Annotated in this window: 19 protein-coding genes and 1 tRNA gene; 15 read left to right on the top strand and 5 right to left on the bottom strand. The window is 65.6% G+C overall.

Translation table 11 applies throughout. The annotated features are described in order from the left end of the window. The first annotated feature begins 56 nt into the window (after positions 1–56). The 11 genes from KK097_RS06770 to KK097_RS06720 all read left to right on the top strand — a co-directional run bounded on the left by KK097_RS06770 (position 57) and on the right by KK097_RS06720 (position 12,522). Positions 57–617 carry a hypothetical protein gene (locus KK097_RS06770; protein WP_214544140.1) on the top strand — a complete coding sequence of 187 codons (561 nt, stop codon included), beginning with the start codon at positions 57–59 and terminating at the stop codon, positions 615–617. Next, positions 614–1,144, top strand: coding sequence for a DUF6611 family protein (locus KK097_RS06765; RefSeq protein ID WP_214544139.1), 531 nt, complete (start codon positions 614–616; stop codon positions 1,142–1,144). Before KK097_RS06770 ends, KK097_RS06765 begins: the two co-directional genes overlap by 4 nt. Before the next feature lie 49 nt (positions 1,145–1,193). Further along, positions 1,194–1,535, top strand: a complete 342-nt coding sequence (locus KK097_RS06760; protein WP_111110199.1) for a hypothetical protein — start codon at positions 1,194–1,196, stop codon at positions 1,533–1,535. Between the two features lie 100 nt (positions 1,536–1,635). Further along, on the top strand, positions 1,636–2,229 hold the full coding sequence (locus KK097_RS06755; RefSeq protein ID WP_214544138.1) for a TetR/AcrR family transcriptional regulator: 594 nt from the start codon (positions 1,636–1,638) through the stop codon (positions 2,227–2,229). Positions 2,230–2,256: 27 nt separating this feature from the next. Continuing rightward, positions 2,257–2,970, top strand: a complete 714-nt coding sequence (locus tag KK097_RS06750) for an NADPH-dependent F420 reductase (protein WP_214544137.1) — start codon at positions 2,257–2,259, stop codon at positions 2,968–2,970. A 1,016-nt stretch (positions 2,971–3,986) separates the two neighbouring features. Then, complete coding sequence (locus tag KK097_RS06745) at positions 3,987–4,604, top strand: hypothetical protein (protein ID WP_214544136.1); 618 nt, start codon at positions 3,987–3,989, stop codon at positions 4,602–4,604. A gap of 991 nt (positions 4,605–5,595) precedes the next feature. Beyond that, complete coding sequence (locus KK097_RS06740; RefSeq protein ID WP_250896533.1) at positions 5,596–6,687, top strand: phosphoribosyltransferase-like protein; 1,092 nt, start codon at positions 5,596–5,598, stop codon at positions 6,685–6,687. Positions 6,688–6,725: 38 nt separating this feature from the next. Beyond that, the gene (locus tag KK097_RS06735; protein ID WP_250896532.1) at positions 6,726–8,678 is read left to right on the top strand and encodes an ORC-CDC6 family AAA ATPase; all 1,953 of its coding nucleotides are present in this window, start codon (positions 6,726–6,728) and stop codon (positions 8,676–8,678) included. A 4-nt stretch (positions 8,679–8,682) separates the two neighbouring features. Further along, the gene (locus KK097_RS06730; RefSeq protein WP_214544133.1) at positions 8,683–9,750 is read left to right on the top strand and encodes a hypothetical protein; all 1,068 of its coding nucleotides are present in this window, start codon (positions 8,683–8,685) and stop codon (positions 9,748–9,750) included. Next, positions 9,740–11,584 carry an HAD family hydrolase gene (locus KK097_RS06725; RefSeq protein WP_214544132.1) on the top strand — a complete coding sequence of 615 codons (1,845 nt, stop codon included), beginning with the start codon at positions 9,740–9,742 and terminating at the stop codon, positions 11,582–11,584. Before KK097_RS06730 ends, KK097_RS06725 begins: the two co-directional genes overlap by 11 nt. After that, positions 11,584–12,522 carry a carbohydrate kinase family protein gene (locus KK097_RS06720; RefSeq protein ID WP_214544131.1) on the top strand — a complete coding sequence of 313 codons (939 nt, stop codon included), beginning with the start codon at positions 11,584–11,586 and terminating at the stop codon, positions 12,520–12,522. Before KK097_RS06725 ends, KK097_RS06720 begins: the two co-directional genes overlap by 1 nt. 270 nt (positions 12,523–12,792) lie before the next feature. On the opposite strand, the gene KK097_RS06715 is transcribed toward KK097_RS06720, so the two are convergent. Beyond that, positions 12,793–13,917, bottom strand: a complete 1,125-nt coding sequence (locus KK097_RS06715) for a ComEC/Rec2 family competence protein (RefSeq protein ID WP_214544130.1) — start codon at positions 13,915–13,917, stop codon at positions 12,793–12,795. Between the two features lie 843 nt (positions 13,918–14,760). Then, positions 14,761–14,850, bottom strand: a tRNA-Ser gene (locus tag KK097_RS06710). A 143-nt stretch (positions 14,851–14,993) separates the two neighbouring features. Between KK097_RS06710 and KK097_RS06705 the strand changes: the two genes are divergently transcribed. After that, complete coding sequence (locus KK097_RS06705) at positions 14,994–16,001, top strand: SGNH/GDSL hydrolase family protein (RefSeq protein WP_214544129.1); 1,008 nt, start codon at positions 14,994–14,996, stop codon at positions 15,999–16,001. A 10-nt stretch (positions 16,002–16,011) separates the two neighbouring features. Continuing rightward, complete coding sequence (radA, locus tag KK097_RS06700; protein WP_214544128.1) at positions 16,012–17,373, top strand: DNA repair protein RadA; 1,362 nt, start codon at positions 16,012–16,014, stop codon at positions 17,371–17,373. Between the two features lie 4 nt (positions 17,374–17,377). On the opposite strand, the gene KK097_RS06695 is transcribed toward radA, so the two are convergent. Further along, on the bottom strand, positions 17,378–17,761 hold the full coding sequence (locus tag KK097_RS06695; RefSeq protein ID WP_182064278.1) for an SseB family protein: 384 nt from the start codon (positions 17,759–17,761) through the stop codon (positions 17,378–17,380). A 280-nt stretch (positions 17,762–18,041) separates the two neighbouring features. Here KK097_RS06695 and cspE point away from each other — a divergent pair, with 280 nt between their 5' ends. Beyond that, entirely contained in the window at positions 18,042–18,251 is a 210-nt protein-coding gene (cspE, locus tag KK097_RS06690) for a transcription antiterminator/RNA stability regulator CspE (protein WP_017887662.1), read from the top strand. Positions 18,252–18,361: 110 nt separating this feature from the next. Here cspE and KK097_RS06685 read toward each other — a convergent pair whose 3' ends face one another. Further along, the gene (locus tag KK097_RS06685) at positions 18,362–19,060 is read right to left on the bottom strand and encodes a hypothetical protein (RefSeq protein ID WP_214544127.1); all 699 of its coding nucleotides are present in this window, start codon (positions 19,058–19,060) and stop codon (positions 18,362–18,364) included. 64 nt (positions 19,061–19,124) lie between these two features. Next, positions 19,125–19,667: an amino-acid N-acetyltransferase gene (locus KK097_RS06680; protein ID WP_181419931.1), complete on the bottom strand. Its 543-nt coding sequence runs from the start codon at positions 19,665–19,667 to the stop codon at positions 19,125–19,127. Between the two features lie 106 nt (positions 19,668–19,773). On the opposite strand from KK097_RS06680, the gene KK097_RS06675 reads away from it, so the two are divergent. Further along, on the top strand, positions 19,774–20,226 hold the full coding sequence (locus tag KK097_RS06675) for an SRPBCC family protein (RefSeq protein ID WP_214544126.1): 453 nt from the start codon (positions 19,774–19,776) through the stop codon (positions 20,224–20,226). The last annotated feature ends 125 nt before the right edge of the window (positions 20,227–20,351 follow it).

Genomic DNA, 20,351 nt, shown 5'->3' with positions numbered 1-20,351 from the left:
TAGGGGTTCCGTCAGGAGGCCTTCCGCGCTGTTCGAGCCCGCGAGAGCGTGTGGTCGTGACACTGACTGCGATCATGCCGACGCTCCGCGCGTCGCTCCCCGATCCGATGGACCCGTTCCTCTGGCCGGCCCACACCGTCGCGACCACCGACGACCTGCTGGTCTCGGCGATCTCGATGGTCCGGCTGGCCGACCTCACCGGCACCCCGACGGTGCACACCGCCGAGCAGTCCCCGCCCCGGTACCGCCCGCGCGGGTGGGCGCCCCGCGACGTGAGCGTCGCCGTCGCGTCGGTCACCCGCGTGCGTCGACCGCGCACCGGGGTGGTGCTCCTGGAACTGGACGCGGTCCTGCCGACCTGCGCCGTGCTCGACCAGGTGCGCCTGATCGGACGCCGGAGCACCGCTCCCCTCTCCCCGATGTACGTCGTCACCCGCTGTGACGGTCAGGCCGACGGTCCGTTCCACCGCCTCCCGGCTCCGTTGCCGGCTGACGTCCGCGAAGGCGACCTGGTCTGCTTCCCGTGCCTGGCGACCGTCCGGCACCGCGACGTCGTCGAGCCGGTCCGGGCGGAACTCGCGCCGGTGCGCACCGAACTCGCGCCGGCGGATCGATGACCGTCGCGCTGCCGGTCCGCACCCGGCTGCTCGACGGCACCCACCTGTGGGGCCGGTACACGATCCGACCCGTCGGGCGGACGCTGTGGAGCTCGCGGACCCTCGTCGTGTTCCCGCCCGGCACGACCACCGGCGAGCGCCTGCTGCTGCGTGCCTGGCACGTCTGGCCGGCCGTCGGGGCGGTCCTCGCCCTCGCTGCCCTGGTGCTCGCCGTCTCGGTCCCCGCCGTCGGCACGACCACCGCGCTGCTCGTCTACGGCGGTGGCTTCGCGGTCCTCGCCCGCGCCACCCGCTCGCTGCGACCGCGGGTGCGGTCCGTCACCGTGACGACGTTCCTGGGCGACGGCCGCCGCGAGGTCCACGGCGACGAGCGTCTGCTCACCGGCTCCCTGGACGCGCTGTCGATCCTGGAGCAGGCGCTCCGGGCCGACCGCATCCGCCCCGTGGACTTCGAGCTGATCTGGGCGGACGTGTGGAACGCCCTGGAGTCCCCGGACCCGGACCACCGCGCGCAGCGGTCATCCTGAAGCCCGTTCCCGCGCCGCGCGTTTGTATGGGTCCGGGAAGGAGCACGCGATGAAGCACATCCACTACGACGCCACCACGATCCTGGTCGGTGACGACGTCGCCGACGCCGTGATCGAGTACGCCGCGGCCCTCGCAGGCGGGGACCGAGCGGACACCGTCGACGTGCCCGCCGTCGCCGACGACGGGACCATGACGACCACGAAGATCCTCATCGGACCGTCGAGCGAGATCGTCATCGAGGACGCGGAAGAGGACGAACTCGAGATGGACAACGGGGAGTTCGTCGGGCGGCTGCGCGCCGCCGCGAAGACCTTCGGGCACAGCGAGCCGATCCACGCGAACACGCGGTCGGACCTGGCGGACGCGGCGGAGGCCGCCGAGGAGCACTGACGCCCGGGCGTCGCGCTTCCGCGACGAAACGGAGAGGGTCTCCTGTACTGTGGTGGTTCCGGAGAGCTTCTCCGTTTCCTGAGCCAGCCTGGAGGCTGCCATGCCCGAGCAGACCGCTCCCGCCGGGCGCGCACCGCGCGCCGACGCGCTCCGCAACCGAGACCACATCCTGCGGGTCGCCGAGCGCGCGTTCGCCGAGCACGGCGTGACCGGCTCGCTCGACGCGATCGCCAAGCAGGCCGGCGTCGGCGCCGGCACCCTGTACCGGCACTTCCCCACGCGCGAGGCCCTGCTCGCCGAGCTCCTCGCCGCCCGCGACGAGGAGCTGGTGGCCCGCCGCGAGGCACTGCGCGACGGCTCGGTCGACACCGGCGCCGCCCTGCACGGCTGGCTCGACGCGGTCACAGAGTGGGCCGGCACGTTCGACGGGCTGCCCGAACCGCTCCGCACCGCCGCGTCGTCCGACTCGTCGCCGCTCGCCCTGACGTGCCAGGGGTTCATCACCACCACGGACGAATTTCTCCGTGCCGCGCAGCGTTCCGGTCGTGCGCGCGCCGACGTCCGCGCGCGGGACCTGTTCCTCGCTGCCCTGGCGACCAGCTGGGCCCGGGGTGCCGCGATGGCCGACGACTCGTCGTCCGCGGCGCTCTCCGCCCTGGCCCGGCGCGGCTGGGAAGCCCCTGCTCTCCCCTGACCTCCACCACTGTTGAAAGGGCACCACATGAACCGCATCGGCGTCATCGGCAGCGGAGCCATCGGCACCGCGATCGCACGCCTCGCCGTCGCAGCCGACCTCGACGTCCTCATCGCGAACTCGCGCGGCCCCGAGTCGCTGCAGGACCTCGTCGCCGAGCTCGGCCCGCGCGCCCAGGCCGGCACCGTGCGACAGGCTGCCGAGTTCGGCGACGTGCCCGTGCTCGCCATCCCGCTCACCGCCTACCCGGCGCTCGCCCCCGACCTCGACGCCTTCGCCGGGCGGACCGTGCTGTCGACGGGCAACTACTACCCCGGTCGCGACGGCCGGATCGAGCAGCTCGACAGCCTCGCGACGACCACGGCGGAGTACGAGCAGACGCTCCTGCCCGGAACGCGGATCGTCAAGGCGTTCAACAACATCGTCGCGCACCACATCCCGAACCTCGCCGACTCCACGCCCCGCACGGCGCTGCCGATCGCGGGCGACGACGAGCAGGCCAAGGCTGTGGTCGCCGAGCTCGTGCAGCTGCTCGGGTTCGACACCGTGGACGCCGGTACGCTGGCCGAGTCGTGGCGCTTCGAGCCGGAGTCCGGGGCGTACACGGGGATCTACGCGGCGAGTGCCGAGGGCTTCGCGGCGGACTACCTGGCCGATCAGGGAGCGCCGTTGCCCGCGGAGCGGCTGCGGGAGCTGCTGTCCGTGTCGCACCGGGCGGATGTGGCGAACCGGCAGTTCTGAGTGGTATCCACCGCTCGACGCAGGCCGAAGGCCGAAGGCCAAGTGTTCTGATCACTTCGGCCGCTCACCTAATTTCGCGGGGCTCGATCCCATCACCGCTTGAGCGGCCTGCGGGAACTCGACAGCAGCGAGCCTCAGGAGTTCCCACACGAGCCCGACCGGGACGACCACCCCTTCCGATGACGAGAAGGTGCAGACGCCCGTTGCGTTGTCCTCGAACACCTCCGCGACGACCACACGCGAACAGTCTTGGAGCTCCACAGCCATGCCGTCCCGTGCACCGAAGGAACTCGTGAGGTTGCATGCGCACTCGCTCGTCCCTGACTTTTCCCGTTCTGCTCTGCCCGCATCACGAGTGCGAGAGCCTTCTTGCCGAGAAGGAAATCGCAAACCAGAGACGCAACGAACGCTCGGCCTTCATGCCCACCAAGCTGCATGATGCCCTACGCCCGTCCACGGCATCTTGGACGCCCAACGGAGTGGCCAATCCTCCGGGGCCGACACCGCCGGACGGCTCCGCGTGATGCAATGCAAGCATGGCCGACAGCTCACGGTCGGCAACACCTTCCTCCTCGATCCGCTTCAAGAAGGAAGGTGCGACGAGGACGACTCGGCCTGCGCCATCCGCAGGCCTCGTCGATGGCTCGCGGCGTGGCACACCCAGGTCGAGGTCCTTCGATGATTCGAGGTCGGGCCGTTCATTAAGCACACGTTCGGGCCCGATGCAATCGGGCCCCCACCGGCCGCAGCCCGTTCGAGTTCGAGTTCGAGTTCGATCATGAGGACTTCGTCCGCGGCTTCGGGCTCTTGCTGGGGCGGCGCGGCCGGCGCACGAGGGCCCGAACCTCCGCGCGAGCCGCCCGGCAGGGTGGGGCCCGTTCCCTCGAACTGTCCCTATTGAGAAAGCGGACCCAGCCTGTGGGATTCTCCGCCGACGGGCATTGGAACCACGGCGTTCTTGGCCGACAGTGCTGGATCGGTGAACGGGAAGCTAAACCCGCGCTACCCTCCGTATCGTGACGGTTGAGCTCGGGGAACTGCTGCTGCGAGGCTTGTTCGGGACAGTGGGCCTCGGAGCGATCGTGGCCATTGTTCGAGCGATCTACGTCGTCTCTACGGAGCGGGGGCCGCGCCGCCGCATTGAAGCGGTTAAGCTCTCGCAGGAAACCTTGGAGTCGCTGCCGACCGACGCCGAGCTGCGGAAGTTCGTACAGGTACACAGGGACCGCGAATTGGCCGCGTTGGGCAACCTGATGGCGCGGGCGCAAAAGCGAGCCACATGGTGGGAACGGATAGTGGACAACCGTGGTCGACTCATTAGTTCCGCGGTTGCATCGGTCATCGGGATCGTGGGGGCTGTCACCCTGACCCTCGTCGTGACAACCACCGATTGGGGCTCGGCATCGAACTCACCCGGCGGCACGGCCGACTTCCTCAACTTGGTACTGCCTGTGGTGCTTGCTGTCTCAGTTGTGGCGTTGACCACCACCATCGACCTCCTGAAGCGGCGAAACCGGCGCCTACGCAGCGAATTCGAAGCCTGGGGACTCAACGAGGAAGCCGTCAACATGGCACTGCTGCTGCTGGCGGCTAGAGACCAAAGGAGCGATGGCAACGAGCCCAAAGACGGGTGAAGTGTCGAGAAGAGCGACCGGCACGTCCGGTATGTAACGCACCCACAACGCCACTAGTCGTCTGCCGTCGGCGGTTCCGGGGCCGCTACTCGAGGCGGTGCCCCCGCGGTGGTCGCTCTAGCGGGCGCCAGTTGAGCGCCAGGACGACGAATGCATTGTGCGGAGCCCGTTGTGGCCCTGTCATGAGGCTGGCGTGTCTCTTCGACGCCATCGTGGGGGCGATCTGGCTCCCGTTGGTCGTCCTGCCCTGGATCTGCACCCCTCACGGTGGCTTCACTGCTCAGCGTTCGGGATAGCGGAGCAACGGCACTCCAGAGGCGTGCCACGATCGGCGGTCCCGAGTCACCCAGCGCCTCCACCAGCGCAGTCGACGCAGGAAGCCCCCACCGCTTCGTGGGGGGCTTACCCGCTTAGGTCAGTCGGCACCGCGACTGCTCGTCGAGCCGCCGTCCTTCGTCGTCGTCGACATCGATGAGTTGCACTTGGTAGCGGCCGATGATCGACGAGCGGTGTCTCTCGCGGCTCGGCGGCCAGCTCGAGGTAAGGGTCTCACGGCCCTGGCTATCCCCGAGTTCCTAGCGAACGCACTAAGCCACCAGGACTTCGAGTGGGCCTGTGGCAGCGTCACTATCGAGATGTTCGAAGACCGGTTAGAAATCACCAACCCCGGCCGTTCCGTAATCGGTGTGTAGAGGTTCGTTGACGAGCCGGTACCGACGCCTACAGCCTTCAGCCGGTTGGCTCGCGCCCAGGCGCGCCTCAATACGAGAGTCCGTTCACGCCCCCAGCGCCCCGTAGTCGATGGTCTCCGCTAACGCCCAAAGTTCCGGCTCGCGGCGGAACTCGAATGGCACATCAAGGCTCCATGCCGACCGCGCCCACGCCACCCCGACGGGGGCCAGCGGACGCTACCTGAGGAACACTACACTTTGCTTGGGTCAGCGTGAAATCACGCCGAGAACGGGGTAGCGTGCGGAATTCACTCGCGCAGATGGTCCTTGCTGAGGTGACATCAGAGCACGATCTCGAGCGCCTGAGCGAGCTGCTGTCAAAGCTACAGGTGCTCAGTCGAACGAAGTACGATGAATATGGCGGCTACATGCCTGGTGTGAAGTTCATCGAGTCATTGGCAACATGGCTCGACTGCTTCGACCGAGGCGACCGGACCGCGGCACTCGACTTCATTCTTCGACGCCTGGTGTTTATCTCGGCCGCCGAGATGGAGCATCTCGTTTCGACTGTATACCAGGATGTTCTAAGGCCCTGGTTTCGCCGACAAGCAGCAGAGCAGCTCGGGCTGCCGTTGTGGCAGGTTGCGCGCATAGTTGCATCGGATGAGTTCAAAGCGGTGCAGCGACGGACCTTGGTTCTTGGGATGAGTGACGGCGCGCGACTTGATCGCCTCCGGCGGGCAAGTAATATGTCTACAGAACAGTTCCACCTCGACTACGTCATTGAGACCGAAAAAGCGAAGGGCATGCGGGCGACGCTCGAGGATGCCCTTGAGAAGCAGGGTCTGCAGGCGGAGCCAACCTTCCAGTCAGTCCTCGTCGTCGACGACTTCTCCGGCTCCGGCGCGTCCATGCTACGGAAGGAACATGACGTTTGGAAGGGCAAGGTCCCGAAGATACTGCGCCAAGTCGACCTGTTACAAAGCGAGGGCGTAGTCGCGGATGATGTGCAGGTCACGGGACTGCTTTATCTGATGACGGAGAACGCCGAGTCCACCGTGCAGACCCGACTCATCGAAGCTGGGTACGCCGACCGTTTCACGGTCAAGTCCGCGTACACGTTCCCCGAAGCGTTTCCTCTCAACGCTGCCCGCGACAGCGACTTCCTCGAATTATGCGATCGGTATTTCCGCGCCACGTGGGTAACTGACGCCACGAGAGTCGGGGGTGATGACCTCCGATTCGGATTCGGCGGCTCCGCTCTCCCACTTGTCCTGCATCACAACGCGCCGAACAACGCACCGCCGATCCTGTGGAAGGATGACGGAGCAGACGCCGAACGCTTACCGGACGCGAGCCCGTGGACCGGCGTCTTCCCCCGGCACGAACGACACCACCCCGGACGACCATGAGCCCATCAGGTAACCCATTCCGATCCCGCTACACGGAAATGCAACGGGACCGCGCCGGGTTCCTCACCACGTTCAGCACCACGATGCTCGAAGCGCTTCCGGACGCCGCGGTCGCTTGGAACCGCCTGGTCGTCTTACGCAGCGCTCCCGGCGCTGGCAAGACGTCGATGCTCCGGATGCTGACGCCAGACAACCTCGCAGCCTTCCGGAGTCCCACTCGCGATGATCACCTCGAAGAGCTTCGATCCGAGCTGAACTCTAGTGGTGTCCTCAGCGACGGCAGACCCCAGCTGCTCGGGCTGATGGTGAGCGTGGGACGCGACTATCGCTCCCTCGTCGATCTCGGACCGCAAGGCGCCGGCGCCCTCAAGATCTTCTTCAAGCTTCTCGACGCGCGTATATTGACGCGCGCGGTCGAAGCAGCTCTCACAGCGACTGAGCAGCGCTTCCCCGACGGCGCCTCGTCGGTCGAGTTCCGACCGAACGCCGGGCCCGACACCGAACGCGCCCGGGCACTCGCAAAACGCCTCTTCAATATCGACACTGTTCCCTTCAACGGGCAGCAGATCCTTGATCAGTTACGCGAGAAAGAACGATCCGTTCTGGACTTACTCGGCTCTCTAATGCCAGTTGACTGGGAAGGCATCGACGGCCACCCGGACCTTCTCTCCCTGGAATTCCTCGCGACAACAAGAATCTTCGTCAACGACTCTGAGCTTCATGCCCGACCGGTGCTGCTCTTTGACGACGTACACGACCTTGACCCGGATCAGAGAACCGCTCTTTACAACGCACTGATCGTCCGAGAACCCCGAGTTGGCCGTTGGATCGCGGAACGACGGTCGGCCGTCCCTCTCAATGAACTCCTGGTCGGTCGAACCGAGGGCCGAGAATACAGCCTCATCGAAATTGAGAAGCACCTCGACCGGCCGTTCAAGCAGCGGCAGATCATGACCGCAATCGCTGACAGCAGAGCGATGCGCCCGTTGTTATCTCAGGGGAGAAACGAACTATTCTCGATGCTTTTGAGCAGTGCTGAGTCTATCCCGGGTGGTCTCATGGAACGTGCCCTCGCGGAGGCGGAGCGAGACGCCTCCGCCGCGGTTGACGCGCACCCTGAGCATCGTCAGTGGCTCGCACGTTTGACCGAGCAAGGTGGATCACAATCCGTTCTTGAACGCGCAGTTGGGTTTCGGGAGCTACGAATTCTGATTGAACGGAACTTGAACCGTCAAGCTCCTACATTATTTGACTTTGTGGAGGAACTCGACCCGGACCGCGCTGAAAAGCTCTCAAGCAGCAGCACCCGCGCGGCTGCAAAACTTTTTCTCGCTCGTGAACAGAATCTTCCTTACTACTTCGGGCCGAACGTCCTTGCGGAACTATCGAGCAGAAACATCGAACAGTACCTCGCTCTCGCCGGCGACCAGTTCGACCTCATTCTCTCGGCGTTGATGATCCGGGGCCGCTCACCGTATCTACTTGCCTCTGAACAGGATGTCCGCGTGCGGCGAGGCAGCAAGGAGATGTGGAACACCATTCCACGACGAATACCTAACGGCATGGACGTGCAAGCTCTGCTGTACTCCATCGCCGAGCGCGGGCGAGCCGAGACGTATCAGCCGACCGCGCCGTACGCGCCGGGCGTGACCGGCATGGCTCTTGAATGGTCAGAAGCGCAGCGCCTGTTCCGCGCACCGCAGCAGGACAGCAACCTGGAGCGCCTTCGCAACGCCTTTGGCCAAGCAGTGGCCAACAACTTGTTGGAGACCACTGCCGAACCGCAGGCAGTGAAGAACAGCCGCTTCCAAGTGTTCTACCTCAATCGGATGCTGCTTCCGCATTTCTCGCTGCCGCTGCAACGAGGCGGGTTCCGAGAACAGAGCGTCGCACGGACGCTGAACCGCTGGACGCGCGCGGCCGCCCGGCTGGGCGGACACCTCCCGGACATCGACGACGACGTCAGCCTCCCAGACGAACGGCTTCTGTAACCCCATGGCTCCTGATCTGAGATGGCTTGACTACGTCTTTGCCGATAGTTCCGATGAGTCCGTCGACTTCTGGCGCGCCGCCGCGGAAGCGGGCGGCCGCACTCTGCTGCTCTGCGGCGCCGGATTCGACCCGCGTACGCTCGACGTCCCCCACCGAGTCGCGCAAAGCATCACCGACCTAGACGTCCTCGCCCTTGAACTCGCACCGCCAGGCTCCCACGACACCGCCGACCAAGTGGCAGCCACGCACCAGGACGATCTGCGCAACCTGTTCTCAACCCAACTGCGGTTCGTTCCACGAGTTACCTCGTCGGATCCGTCAAGCCAGTCCGCAAAGCTCACCCGGACCCTCGTGCGGGACTACGCCCTTTTGGACTACGACACCATCTTGCTGGACATGTCGGGCCTGCCTTCGATGGTGTCGTTCGCAATCCTGCAGCTACTGCTCACCCAGGCCGGCCAGCACATGAACCGATTCGCCGGAAACCTCCTCGCGATCGCATCCGAGGACCCCGTCACGGACAGCAGGATCATCGCCTCCGAGCTCGACGAACCAGAGATGCTCCCCGGATTCGCGGGTGCCGACGAGACCGCAGCAACCACGATCTGGATCCCCGTACTCGGACGCAGCTCCGTCGATGAAGTCCAAGCTCTCAGCACCTTCCTGCAGCCTGAAGAGGTGTGTGCGGTCATCCCGTTCCCAGCCACCGACCCCAGGACCGGCGACGATCTCCTGCTTGAGCATCGGCAACTCCTTTTCGATGAGCTGCAACTCGAGCAGCGAAACGTCTTCTACGCGAGCGAGTCCAATCCCTTCGATCTGTACCGTCAGCTGGTCAACCTCGCGGATCGATACCGCCAGGCTCTCCGTCCGCTCGGGTCGACCGCCGTTGTCGTCAGTGAACATACGAGCAAGATGCTCGGACTCGGCGTCGTCCTCGCCGCGCACGAACGAGGTCTCTCTCTAGCGCATGCCCGCCCAATGTCGTACCGGCTGCACGACGCGCCTCCGGGTAGACGAACGGTCAATATCTCGACTGCATGGCTGTTAGGAGCACCGTATGCCGTTTGATCCGACTGCGGACTACCGGGACGAAACAGGCGAACTCCCACAGGTGTACCGTCTCGCCGCTGCAGTGGCAGTCGACAAAACGTTGCGCCGGCTCATGTCAGCGCAGCATGCCTACATGGTCGCATCCGGAGGTGCCGCGCCCGCAGCAGCCATCGCAGCGATGCTACATTCCGACAACGGCGCATCAGCGGAAATCGTTTCCCCGCTCGCGTTCATCGAGCGCCGAGCATTACCACCCGATTCAATTGCCGTGGTGTTCTCGGCGCGCGCACGTCACCCAGACTCATCAATGGCGGTCAGTCACGCTCTCGCTCATGGCCTGAATGTCGTTCTGCTGACAACACGCTCACCCTCAGAGCTCGCTGCCCCTTTCAACAACTCTCGAGTGCACGTGATCACTGTACCGACCGTCCGACCCAAGGACGGGTTCCTTGCGACCGGGAGCGTGCTGTCGATGAGTACCGTGGTCGCACGCGCCTACGAGAGCACCCTTCCCCCCGCATTAAGTCTGCCCGCGCTGCCAGAACTGACTTCCGAAGGGCCGTTGGTCGTCCTCTACGGCTCCGGGGGATACGCGGCGGCGTTGGACATCCAGATCAGATACGAAGAACTCGGTTTAGCTCCGGTAGAGCTTGCCGACTACCGCAACTTCGCACACGGAAGGCATGTCGGATTGCAGCGGCGCGCATCGCACGCCTCTGTGCTAGCGCTGATCACCCCGGAAGTCGAAGCGCTCGCTGAGCGCACGCTCCGCACCGTCCCGAGCGTCATCCGGATTGTCCGCATCCGAACGACTACACCAGGCGTTGCCGGATCACTGCACCTACTCGCCGCCGCGATGCAAACGCCGACGCTGCGCGCCGCTGCGCAAAACCTGTCTCTTAGCAAGCCGCCGGTTCCCGCATTTGGGCGCGAGCTATACCATCTTCCGTTCAAACGGTTGTTCCCGACCCCGGAGGACAATCCCGTGACGCGGAAGGCACGTGCCATCGGCACAACATTCTCCGACGCGCTACCGCTAGTGGAGGTAGCATACGACCGGTGGCGACTTGGGGTAGGGCGCCAGCGGTTTACGACGATCGTCTTGGACTACGACGGCACATGCGTCGACACCACGGCCCGGTTCGAGTTGCCCCGAGCAGAAATCCGGGACGCCCTTCTGCAACTCCTACAAGACGGCCTTCAGCTTGCGTTCGCTTCTGGCCGTGGAAGTAGCCTTTACACGACGCTTCAAGCGTGGGTGCCGGAGCATCTCCGCTCGCAAGTTAAGCTCGGGTTACACAACGGCGCTTGGGAGCAGGCACTCGACGCACCGCTGACCCAGCCAACAGATGAAGCCGCTTGGGTGCAAGAAGTCTGCGCTTCCCTCGCTGCGTATGTTGAACTTGGCGCCATCGTCGTCCGGCAAGGCCACCAGCAGGTCGGCGTCGAGCCCGTCGGGAACGGCGCGTCCGTCGCCGCCGCACGGAGCATCGTGGACTCTGTCGTTGCGTTCCTCGACGCGCCCGTACAGGTCGTATCCAGCGGCCACAGTGTTGATGTTGTTGCAGCTAACAGCGGTAAGGCGCCGTTCCTCCGGAAATTGCAACAGCGATCCGGAGCCACGCTGGCTGTCGGCGATCAGGGCGCGCCGGGCGGTAACGACTTCGCGTTGCTCACGGCGACGAGGCTGAGTGTCAGCGTCGACCGATGCTCTCCCGCATTGGATCGTTGCTGGCCGCTTGGCCGGTCTGGCCAGCGTGGACCAGATGCTCTCCTCGATGTCATCGGCATGCTGCACACTTCTAACGGGGGGACAAGACTGGTCCCTCCGAAGGTGAAGAATAGGACGTGATGAACTACTCCGAGCTGCCGGCAAGGTCCCGCACCGTCGTGACCAGCGGCTTCGCCGCCGTCGACGTCATGATCAACGGAAGCGTCTGCGCCTCTCCGGGCGGCACGGCGGTGAACGTGGCCGCAATCCTCGCGCGCCTCGGATGGCACTCCGAAGTGGCAGGAACCATCGGCACCGACCCAGCTGGACATTTTCTTGCGGAGTCGCTGGAAGCCGACGGGGTAGGAACGCATTCGCTGAGGCTATTCGACCAGTGGACGACTCCCATCGTCGTGCAGGAACGCCGCCGCGATGACCATGCGTGGCGCTTCGCATGTCCAGCGTGCGGCGCCAGGTTCGCCAAGCACCGGCCGTCAGAGGTGGCATACGCTGCGGCGATAGTGCAGCAGTTGCCAGCTCCCGACGTCTTCTTTTTCGACAGAGTCAGCCTATTCACCATCGAACTTGCTCGTCGGTGGAAGGAAGCTGGGTCACTGGTCTTCTTCGAGCCGGCCGGACTGGGTAGGCCTGCGCTCTTCGACCGGGCGGTCGAGGTGTCTGATGTCGTGAAGTACAGCGCCGAGCGCGCCCCAGCCTTCGCAGACCGGCTACCGGCGGACCTGACAACCCTGATTGAGACCCTCGGACCGGCGGGCGCACGGATCCGAGTCGACGGCGTGTGGACCGACGTTCCGGGTCATCCGGTACCAGCTCTTGTTGATTCCGCTGGAGCCGGGGATTGGACGTCCGCTGGCATCATCGACGCTCTGTTCACCTCAGACGGTCAACCGGACTGGGAAAGGGCGTTAATCGCAGGGCAGCGGCTCGGAGCCGACGCCTGCAGTTGGCAGGGCGTACGGCCGGAGGCCGCAACACATATCGCTGGCGATTTCGAGTCGTTCGGATGCCCGCGGAAGCTCTCGGAACGGCGCGCGTCCGCGCAAATGTCTGTCCGATAATCGACCGGCGCGCAACATCGGCGTGTATCTCAGACCGGTGGACCCGACCGCGCACAGGTCCCCACATGGCTAACACCGCACAAGCTGCATCGCTCATCGAACGCGCCTGACGATCGCCGCACTACGAGTTCAAACGTGAGGGCACCACGTCGCGTCCCTGGCCGACGAACAGCACGTACAGCCAAGAAACCCACAGCCGGATTTCGGGCGGCAGTCGCGGTCGGTGTGGGTAGCTCATCTGACATTGAAATTACCGACCACTCAACTTCGTCAGTTCGACAGTTCCCACACTTGCGCAGTGGTCCGGGCTTTGACCTCGCGGAGGGCGTCCGTCGGGTCAACCTTCTTTGCCCACCGCGGCCTGATTTTTGTCGAACCCTTCTCGAGTCCGTACGTGAATACCGCATGATCCGGATTGAACAGGCTGAATAGCGCTATGTTATGGCCATTCATTGATCCGTGGTGAGGAGCTGTCACCACGCACGTCTGAACGCCCGACGGCAACCACTTATGCCATTCCGCCGCGAATGCTTGCCAAACATGACCGACGTTGAGCGGCAGATCCCCCGTGTGGATCCACCCATTTGTGCATGAATGTGCGAAATGGGTTGGATTCCACGCAATAGAAGGATGCTTGGTAGGAGGATTAGTAGATCCGCTGTACAAGCTTATTGATGACCAGTTGGTAATGGTCGTTCGACCGCGTGGGATCCCGTGAGCATGCGCAACGTCTTCCATGATGGCGCGAGCTGCGCGTCGGTGGGCGTGCGACTGGATCACGCTCTGGCGGGCCGTTTCCCGGTTGACGTCGAGCTTCAGTTTAGACCTGATCCGCTTCGCCACCTCTTTCAAGGTCTTCTTCGGAACCGTGAGTTGTGTGACGAGCAGCATCCACGGCACACCTGCCGGTGTGAGATCTGTTCCCGAGGCGATCGTTCGTACTGGTGCGGCCACTACCGCTCCGTCGGTGTCTACCTGCTGGGCAAGGTCAACAGCAACGTTCTGGTCGGCTGCGTTAAGGCCGTCTTGTACCAAGAGAACTTCCACGAATCCGAGGTTTGCCGCGAACTCAGCGATACTTGCGTCAGATTGCAGAAGGCTCATGCTCGCCGCTTTCCCCGCTCGATGAGATTGCCGGAGCATGCCGAAGAGCCTCGATACGGGTCCGAGCCAGGGTATGACAAGCGTTCCGACCGATATCGTTGACCGACCCATCTCCTTGACAAGAAACCGCAATCTATTCACATGATCTTCGTCGAGATGTGATACGAAGATGAAGTCAATGCGCACTACGCCTCGATTGACCAGGTCCTTCGCCAAGTCACGAATGGCTGATTCCAGTTGGCCCACACGCGGTGCCGCACCGACGTCGTAGATGTAGGTCAGCGGGCTCACCCCCGGTTGCGCGACAGTAGTGGCATGGAACCCGCCGTGGCCGACCCGATACTGCACTCGGTGCGCACTAAGCGGCGCCCCGCCCCCTGCTACTGACATCCACTCAAGATAGCGTAAGCACCAGGATCACTTCGGGAGACGTCACACACTCAGCCGATCCGGGATCGAACCTACAGCTAGTCACGACGCTCCGGGTCGTGATCGCTTCTCGGTAGCCGATCGGCTGCCGCACGCGTCCCTCCCGGTCCGGGTACGTGTGGGCAGCTTCGCTCTGTGTCGTCCTTTTCGCTTCGCACCGAAGCCACGCCGGCACCGCCGCACTCATCGGATCGCCATGCGAGTGTCCTCGGTGTGCACCTCGTCCAAACCTTTTTCCCTCCACGACACACGAAACCTCGAAACACATCATCCAGTTCGAACACGAGCTCTACATCCTCGACAAGCGCGCCCGAGAAGGGCGGCAGCCTCAGCCGCGCAAGCAGGAGCACGAACGCCTGCAGCGCCGACGCGACCAGCTCAGCCGGTCCAACTACAAGCGCAACTCCGACCGGCGAAGCTCATACCGATGCCGCAGACGTAGGCTGCATGGAGCCTCTCGAACTGAACAAGCACGACCAGCACCCGGACGCTCCAACGCGCTTGAAAACGCTCCACCAGCGTCCGGGATGCTTCAGCGCGCCCGATAAAGCCGCCCCGCCCGTCCGGATCCGCCCGTCGCACCGAACAGCGAGGGAGATCACGCCGATCGACAGCGGAACGAGAAGAACCCCCGGCCCGAGCCGGGGGTTCTTCTCTTGAGCCACGTTTCGCAAACCGTTGAGGTCAGAAACAGAATCAGCCCTGTGGCGGTACCGGTGGGATTTGAACCCACGGTGGAGTTGCCCCCACACATGTTTTCGAGACATGATCCTTCGGCCGCTCGGACACGGTACCGGGAAGGAGTTTACACGATCCGGGAGGCCCGTGATGACACTCCGGGTCGAGTCGCCCTCCACAGGCGGTCACCTGCAGGGCTCTCCCCACACCCACAGGTCCTCCTCGTCTCCGGCAAGACCGGCGGGCGTACCGTCCACGGCATGAGATCCCGCACGCTCATCGCACTCCTCACCTCCGTCGTCGGCAGCCTCGGCGTCGTCGGTGCCGCAGCCGTCGGTGCCCGCGCCGGCGTGAAGGGCCAACGGGCAGCGGCGCAACGGGTCGTCGACATGCTCCCGATCCACGCCGACTGGTGGCGGGAACGACAGCAGCACGAGGGGCAGCTGCTCTACGTGGCGATCGGTGACTCGGCAGCGCAGGGCGTCGGTGCGACCGCACCCGGACGCGGCTACGTGGGGCTGCTCGCGCGGCGCATCCGGCACCGTTCCCACATGTCGGTCCGGGTGGTGAACCTCAGCGTCTCCGGCTCGACCACGTGGGGCGCGAAGCGTGATCAGCTGCCGAAGCTCCGGCACTACGCGCCCGACGTCTGCACGGTGTCGATCGGGGCGAACGACATCGCCGACTTCGACCCGGACAAGTTCGAGCGGAACATCCGGGCGATCTACGGCGCGGTGCCGTCGCACGCCGTGGTGGCCGAGCTGCCGTGCATGTTCGTGCCGGACCGGGAGCGCAAGGTGGCGGTGGCCAACGAGATCGTGCACCGGGTGGCCGACGAGTTCGGGCTGACGGTGGCTCCGCTGCACACCATCACGAAGCGCGTCGGGGTCCGTCGCACCTTCTTCAACAGCTACGGCGACCTGTTCCACCCGAACGACCGCGGCTACGAGATCTGGGCGAGCGCCTTCGAGCCCGCGGTCGACGCCCGGGTCGACACGGTGGCGGCGATCCGGCACTACCTGTCCGTGCGCGAGGCCGAGAACCTCGGTCGTGAAGCCGGGGCGGTGGCGAACGCGCGCGCCGAGCAGGACACCGACGGCGCCGAGGCACTCGACCACGCCTCACGCCAGGGTCCGGGGCCGGTCGAGCGCCTGCGCCACCGGATGACCGGGTCGATCGCAGTGCCCGACGAACGAGACCAGTCGGACGAACCAAGCGGACCCGACGAGCCGGGCGACCACCCCGGTGATGTCGGCCGTACGGCCTAGCCTCGACGACATGGCGCGCCCGCAGTCCCTTTACCGTTGCACCGAGTGCGGCTGGACCAGCATCAAGTGGGTCGGCCGGTGCGGGGAGTGCCAGACCTGGGGCACCGTCGAAGACAGCTCCGCGGCGTCGGCGAGCACCCGGGGCACCTCGGCGGTCGCCGTCACCGGCGCACGGGCCGCGCGACCGATCACCGAAGCCCGCGGCAGCTCCGTGCAGCGCTGGCAGACCGGCATCGGCGAGTTCGACCGCGTGCTCGGCGGCGGCGTGGTGCCGGGTGCCGCGGTCCTGCTGAGCGGCGAGCCGGGTGTCGGCAAGTCGACCCTGCTGCTCGAGGTCGCGTCCCGAGCCGCAGCCTCGGGCAAGCGCGTCCTCTACGTCAGCGCCGAAGAGTCCGTCGACCAGGTCCGACTCCGTGCCGAACGCACCGGGGCGATGCACGACGACCTGTACCTGGCGAGCGAGGTCGACCTCGGCGTCATCATCGGCCAGATCGACCAGGTCCAGCCCGACCTGCTCATCGCCGACTCCGTGCAGACCATCTCATCGAGCTCGATCGACGGCATCGCCGGCGGTACGTCCCAGGTGCGCGAGGTCGCCTCGACCCTGATCCGCATCGCGAAGGACCGCGCCCTGCCCGTCCTCATCGTCGGCCACGTCACGAAGGACGGCACCATCGCCGGCCCGCGGCTCCTGGAGCACCTGGTCGACGTCGTCTGCCACTTCGAGGGCGACCGGCAGACCGCGCTGCGCTTCGTCCGGGCACTCAAGAACCGCTTCGGCCCCACCGACGAGGTCGGGTGCTTCGACATGGGCGGCGACGGCATCCACGAAGTCCCGGACCCGAGCGGCCTCTTCATGTCGAAGAACGCCACCCCGGTGTCCGGCACCTGCGTCACCGTCGCACTCGAGGGGCGCCGAGCGCTGCCGGTCGAGGTGCAGGCCCTCATCGTCCCGAGCTCGGCACCGCAGCCACGCCGGGTCGTGAACGGTGTCGATGCCTCTCGTGTGGCGATGCTGCTCGCGGTCCTCGAACGCCGTGCCGGCCTCAAGCTGTCCGACGCCGACGTCTACGTGTCCACGGTGGGCGGCATGAAGCTCACGGAGCCCGGCGCCGACCTGGCGATCGCACTGGCCCTCGCGAGCGCCGCACGAGACCGTCCGTACCCACACACGCTCGCGGCCGTCGGCGAGATCAGCCTCGCCGGCGAGATCCGTCCGGCCACGGGCACGAAGCAGCGCGTGAACGAGGCCACCCGCCTCGGGTTCACGACCGTGCTCGGCTCGGACTCCGGGCACCTCCGCGAAGCACTGCGTGTGGCGTTCTCGATGACGCAGTCCCCGCGGGAACGCGAGCTCGACCGCGCGTTCTGAGGCGCTACGCGCGCAAAGCGGCCAGCAGGTCTTCCGGCGCGGCCTGCATCGTGTGCGGGCCGGCGATGTCGAAGAACACGCCCTCGAGCATGTCGAGGTGGGCGGCCAGGAACTCCTCGAGCCGCGGCCCGTCGTAGACCATGACCTGCCGGATCTTCTCGTCCGGCACCATCGCCGTGTAGGCGTCCGCCGACGAGAACAGCAGCAGGATGCGCTTGTCCGACCCCTCACGGCCGAACACCCGCACCTGCATGTCCTTCTTGCCGGTGACGAGTCGGGGGACGATCACGATGTCGTGGCGGAGCGCGAACGCCACCGCAGCGACGTCCTGCTTCGCGAGGGCTTCCTCGAGCTGTTCGCTCCGGAAGCGCTGTTCCTTGTCTGCCATCAGCTCAATTCCACCAGATTTTCGTCGTTCCGTGACGCACGGGTAGCCAGTCGGCCCAGAGCACGCTAACCTGATGGAACCGCTTCGGCGGCGCTCAACGTCCGGGCGAGGTGGTTTGCCCCTCAACCCGGGCCCCAGGGTCACTGGCCGACAGGCCTGACCCCGAACCCGTCCCGCCGGCACCTGCCCGCGTGGCGCATTACCCCCGTCGACGTACGTCGGGGTCTCCGTCGGTGCATCTGCACCATGGCGGAAGCAAGAAAGCTAAGGAAACGCCATCATGGCATCTACCGGTACCGTCAAGTGGTTCAACAACGAAAAGGGCTTCGGCTTCATCGCCCCGGACGACGGCAGCGCTGACGTCTTCGCGCACTTCTCTGCGATTGCTGGCAACGGCTACAAGTCGCTCGAGGAGAACCAGAAGGTGGAGTTCGACATCACCGAGGGCCGCAAGGGCCCGCAGGCGGAGAACATCACCGTCCTCGGCTGATCACATCAGCTTGAACAGGCCCCGTCGTCTTCGGACGACGGGGCCTGTTGCTGTTCCCGGCACCCTGATCGGCACAGCGCAGCCGGAACGGATCGGAACCGAGAATCCAGCTACTGCAGGATGAACTGCACCGAGGTCTTCGACTCGAGGTTCCCGACGGCGACCTGCAGGTGGTAGCTCGCGCCTCCCGCGGTGACCGCCGGCCGTGACGAGTCGCACGTCGACGTGGACGAGCGCGTGCGGTCCCAGGCGATCGCCGGGGTCGTGAGTGTCTGACCGGACTTGATCGTGACGTCCTGGTTCGTGCCGCCGGTCTGGCAGTCCTTCGACGACCAGTACTGTTCCTCGCCCGAGCTGATCGTCAGCACCTGCTGCGCCGATCCGAGGTCCAGGTGGCAGGAGTTCGTGCCGGAGTTCTTGATCGACATCGCGATCTTCGGGTCCTCGGTGGGGCCGTAGGCCGGCTTGTCGAGCACCGGGGTCAGGACGACCTGGTCCTTCGTGCACGTCGAGCCGTCGGCAGCAGCGGGTTTCGTCGCAGAAGCCGAGGAAGAAGCCGCCGGCTTCGGCGCAGCAGACCGCGAGGACCCGGAACCGGCCGAAGAACCATCAGACGATGCACCGGCACCGGACCCGGCACCAGCAGAGGCCGACGCACTCGGCGCCGCCGACGTGGCCCCGCTCCCCCGCCCGACGACGATGAGCACCACGACCAGGACGACGACCAGCAGCGCCCCGAGCACGAGCGCCCGGCGGCGCCAGTAGACGACCGGCTTCTCGGGCCCGACGGGGTGACGCAACGACGACATGCGCACAGGGTAGACAACGGCGCGGTCCACACACGGCAACCCCGCCGGGCGGCACGAGAAAGCGTCAGAGGTTCTTCAGCATGCGGGTGTTGCCGAGGGTGTTCGGCTTGACCCGGGCGAGGTCGAGGAACTCCGCGACCCCTTCGTCCGACGAGCGGACCAGTTCGGCGTAGACGTCCGGTGGGACGACGCTCTCGCCGATCTCCAGGTACCCGTGCTTCGCGAAGAAGTCGACCTCGAAGGTCAGGCAGAAGATCCGGGCGACCCCGAGTTCACGGGCGTCGTGCTCCAGTGCCTCGAGCATCCGGTGTCCGACACGCTTGTGGATCCACTGCTCGTCGAGGGCGAGCGTGCGGACCTCGGCGATGTCGTCCCAGAACACAGCGAGCGCACCGCACCCGATGGGGGTGCCGTCAGGCCCTTCGGCGATCCGGAACTGCTGGATCGAGCCGTACAGGGCGACGTTCTCCTTGCCGAGCAGGATGCGCCGGTCGACGTAGGGGGCGATGAGTCGCTGGATGTGCGGGACGTCCGAGGCGAGCGCCGGACGCACGAGGATCCCGTGGTCGTCGCGCTCGTGGAACGCGTGCTTCCCGTGCTCTGTCATCCTCCCCACACTACTGCGCAGCGGCGGACGGACCCGCACCCGCCGGAGCCGCAGGGGGACAGCGCTGCTGAGTGCCGCCCAGGTCGATCGGCCTACCGTCCGGTGCATGCCTCAGATCATCGAAACCGTCGACGTCAACGTCCCCGTCCGCCAGGCCTACGACCAGTGGACCCGTTTCGAGGAGTTCCCGCACTTCCTCGACGAGGTCGAGAAGATCGTCCAGGTCGACGACAAGACCACCGACTGGACCGTGAAGGTCGCAGGTCAGGTGCGCGAGTTCCGTGCCCTGATCACCGAGCAGCACCCCGACGAGCGGGTCGCCTGGACCGTCAAGGACGGCGAGACCGACCACGCCGGCGTCGTCACCTTCCACAAGCTCTCCGACGCCGAGACGCGGGTGACCGTGCAGATCGACTGGGAGCCCTCCGGCATCCTCGAGAAGCTCGGCTCCGCCGTCGGCGTCGGCGGCCACGCCGTCAAGAAGGACCTGCAGAACTACAAGGAGCGCGTCGAGAACGCACCGACCCAGCCGGGTTGGCGCGGCGACGTGCAGGCGTAGTCCGCACCACACGACGGACGGGAGGCGCGGTGCCAGCTGGCACCGCGCCTCCCGTTCGTTCGTCCCCCGTTCGGCATCCCCCCATCGAAATGCCGACCTGACGAGCGAGCGCGAGCCTGGCAGAG

The organism is Curtobacterium flaccumfaciens (assembly GCF_018598405.1).
Taxonomy (GTDB): domain Bacteria; phylum Actinomycetota; class Actinomycetes; order Actinomycetales; family Microbacteriaceae; genus Curtobacterium; species Curtobacterium aurantiacum.
The sequence above is the reverse complement of the archived record's forward strand: the minus strand, read 5'-3'. Positions and strand labels throughout refer to the sequence as shown.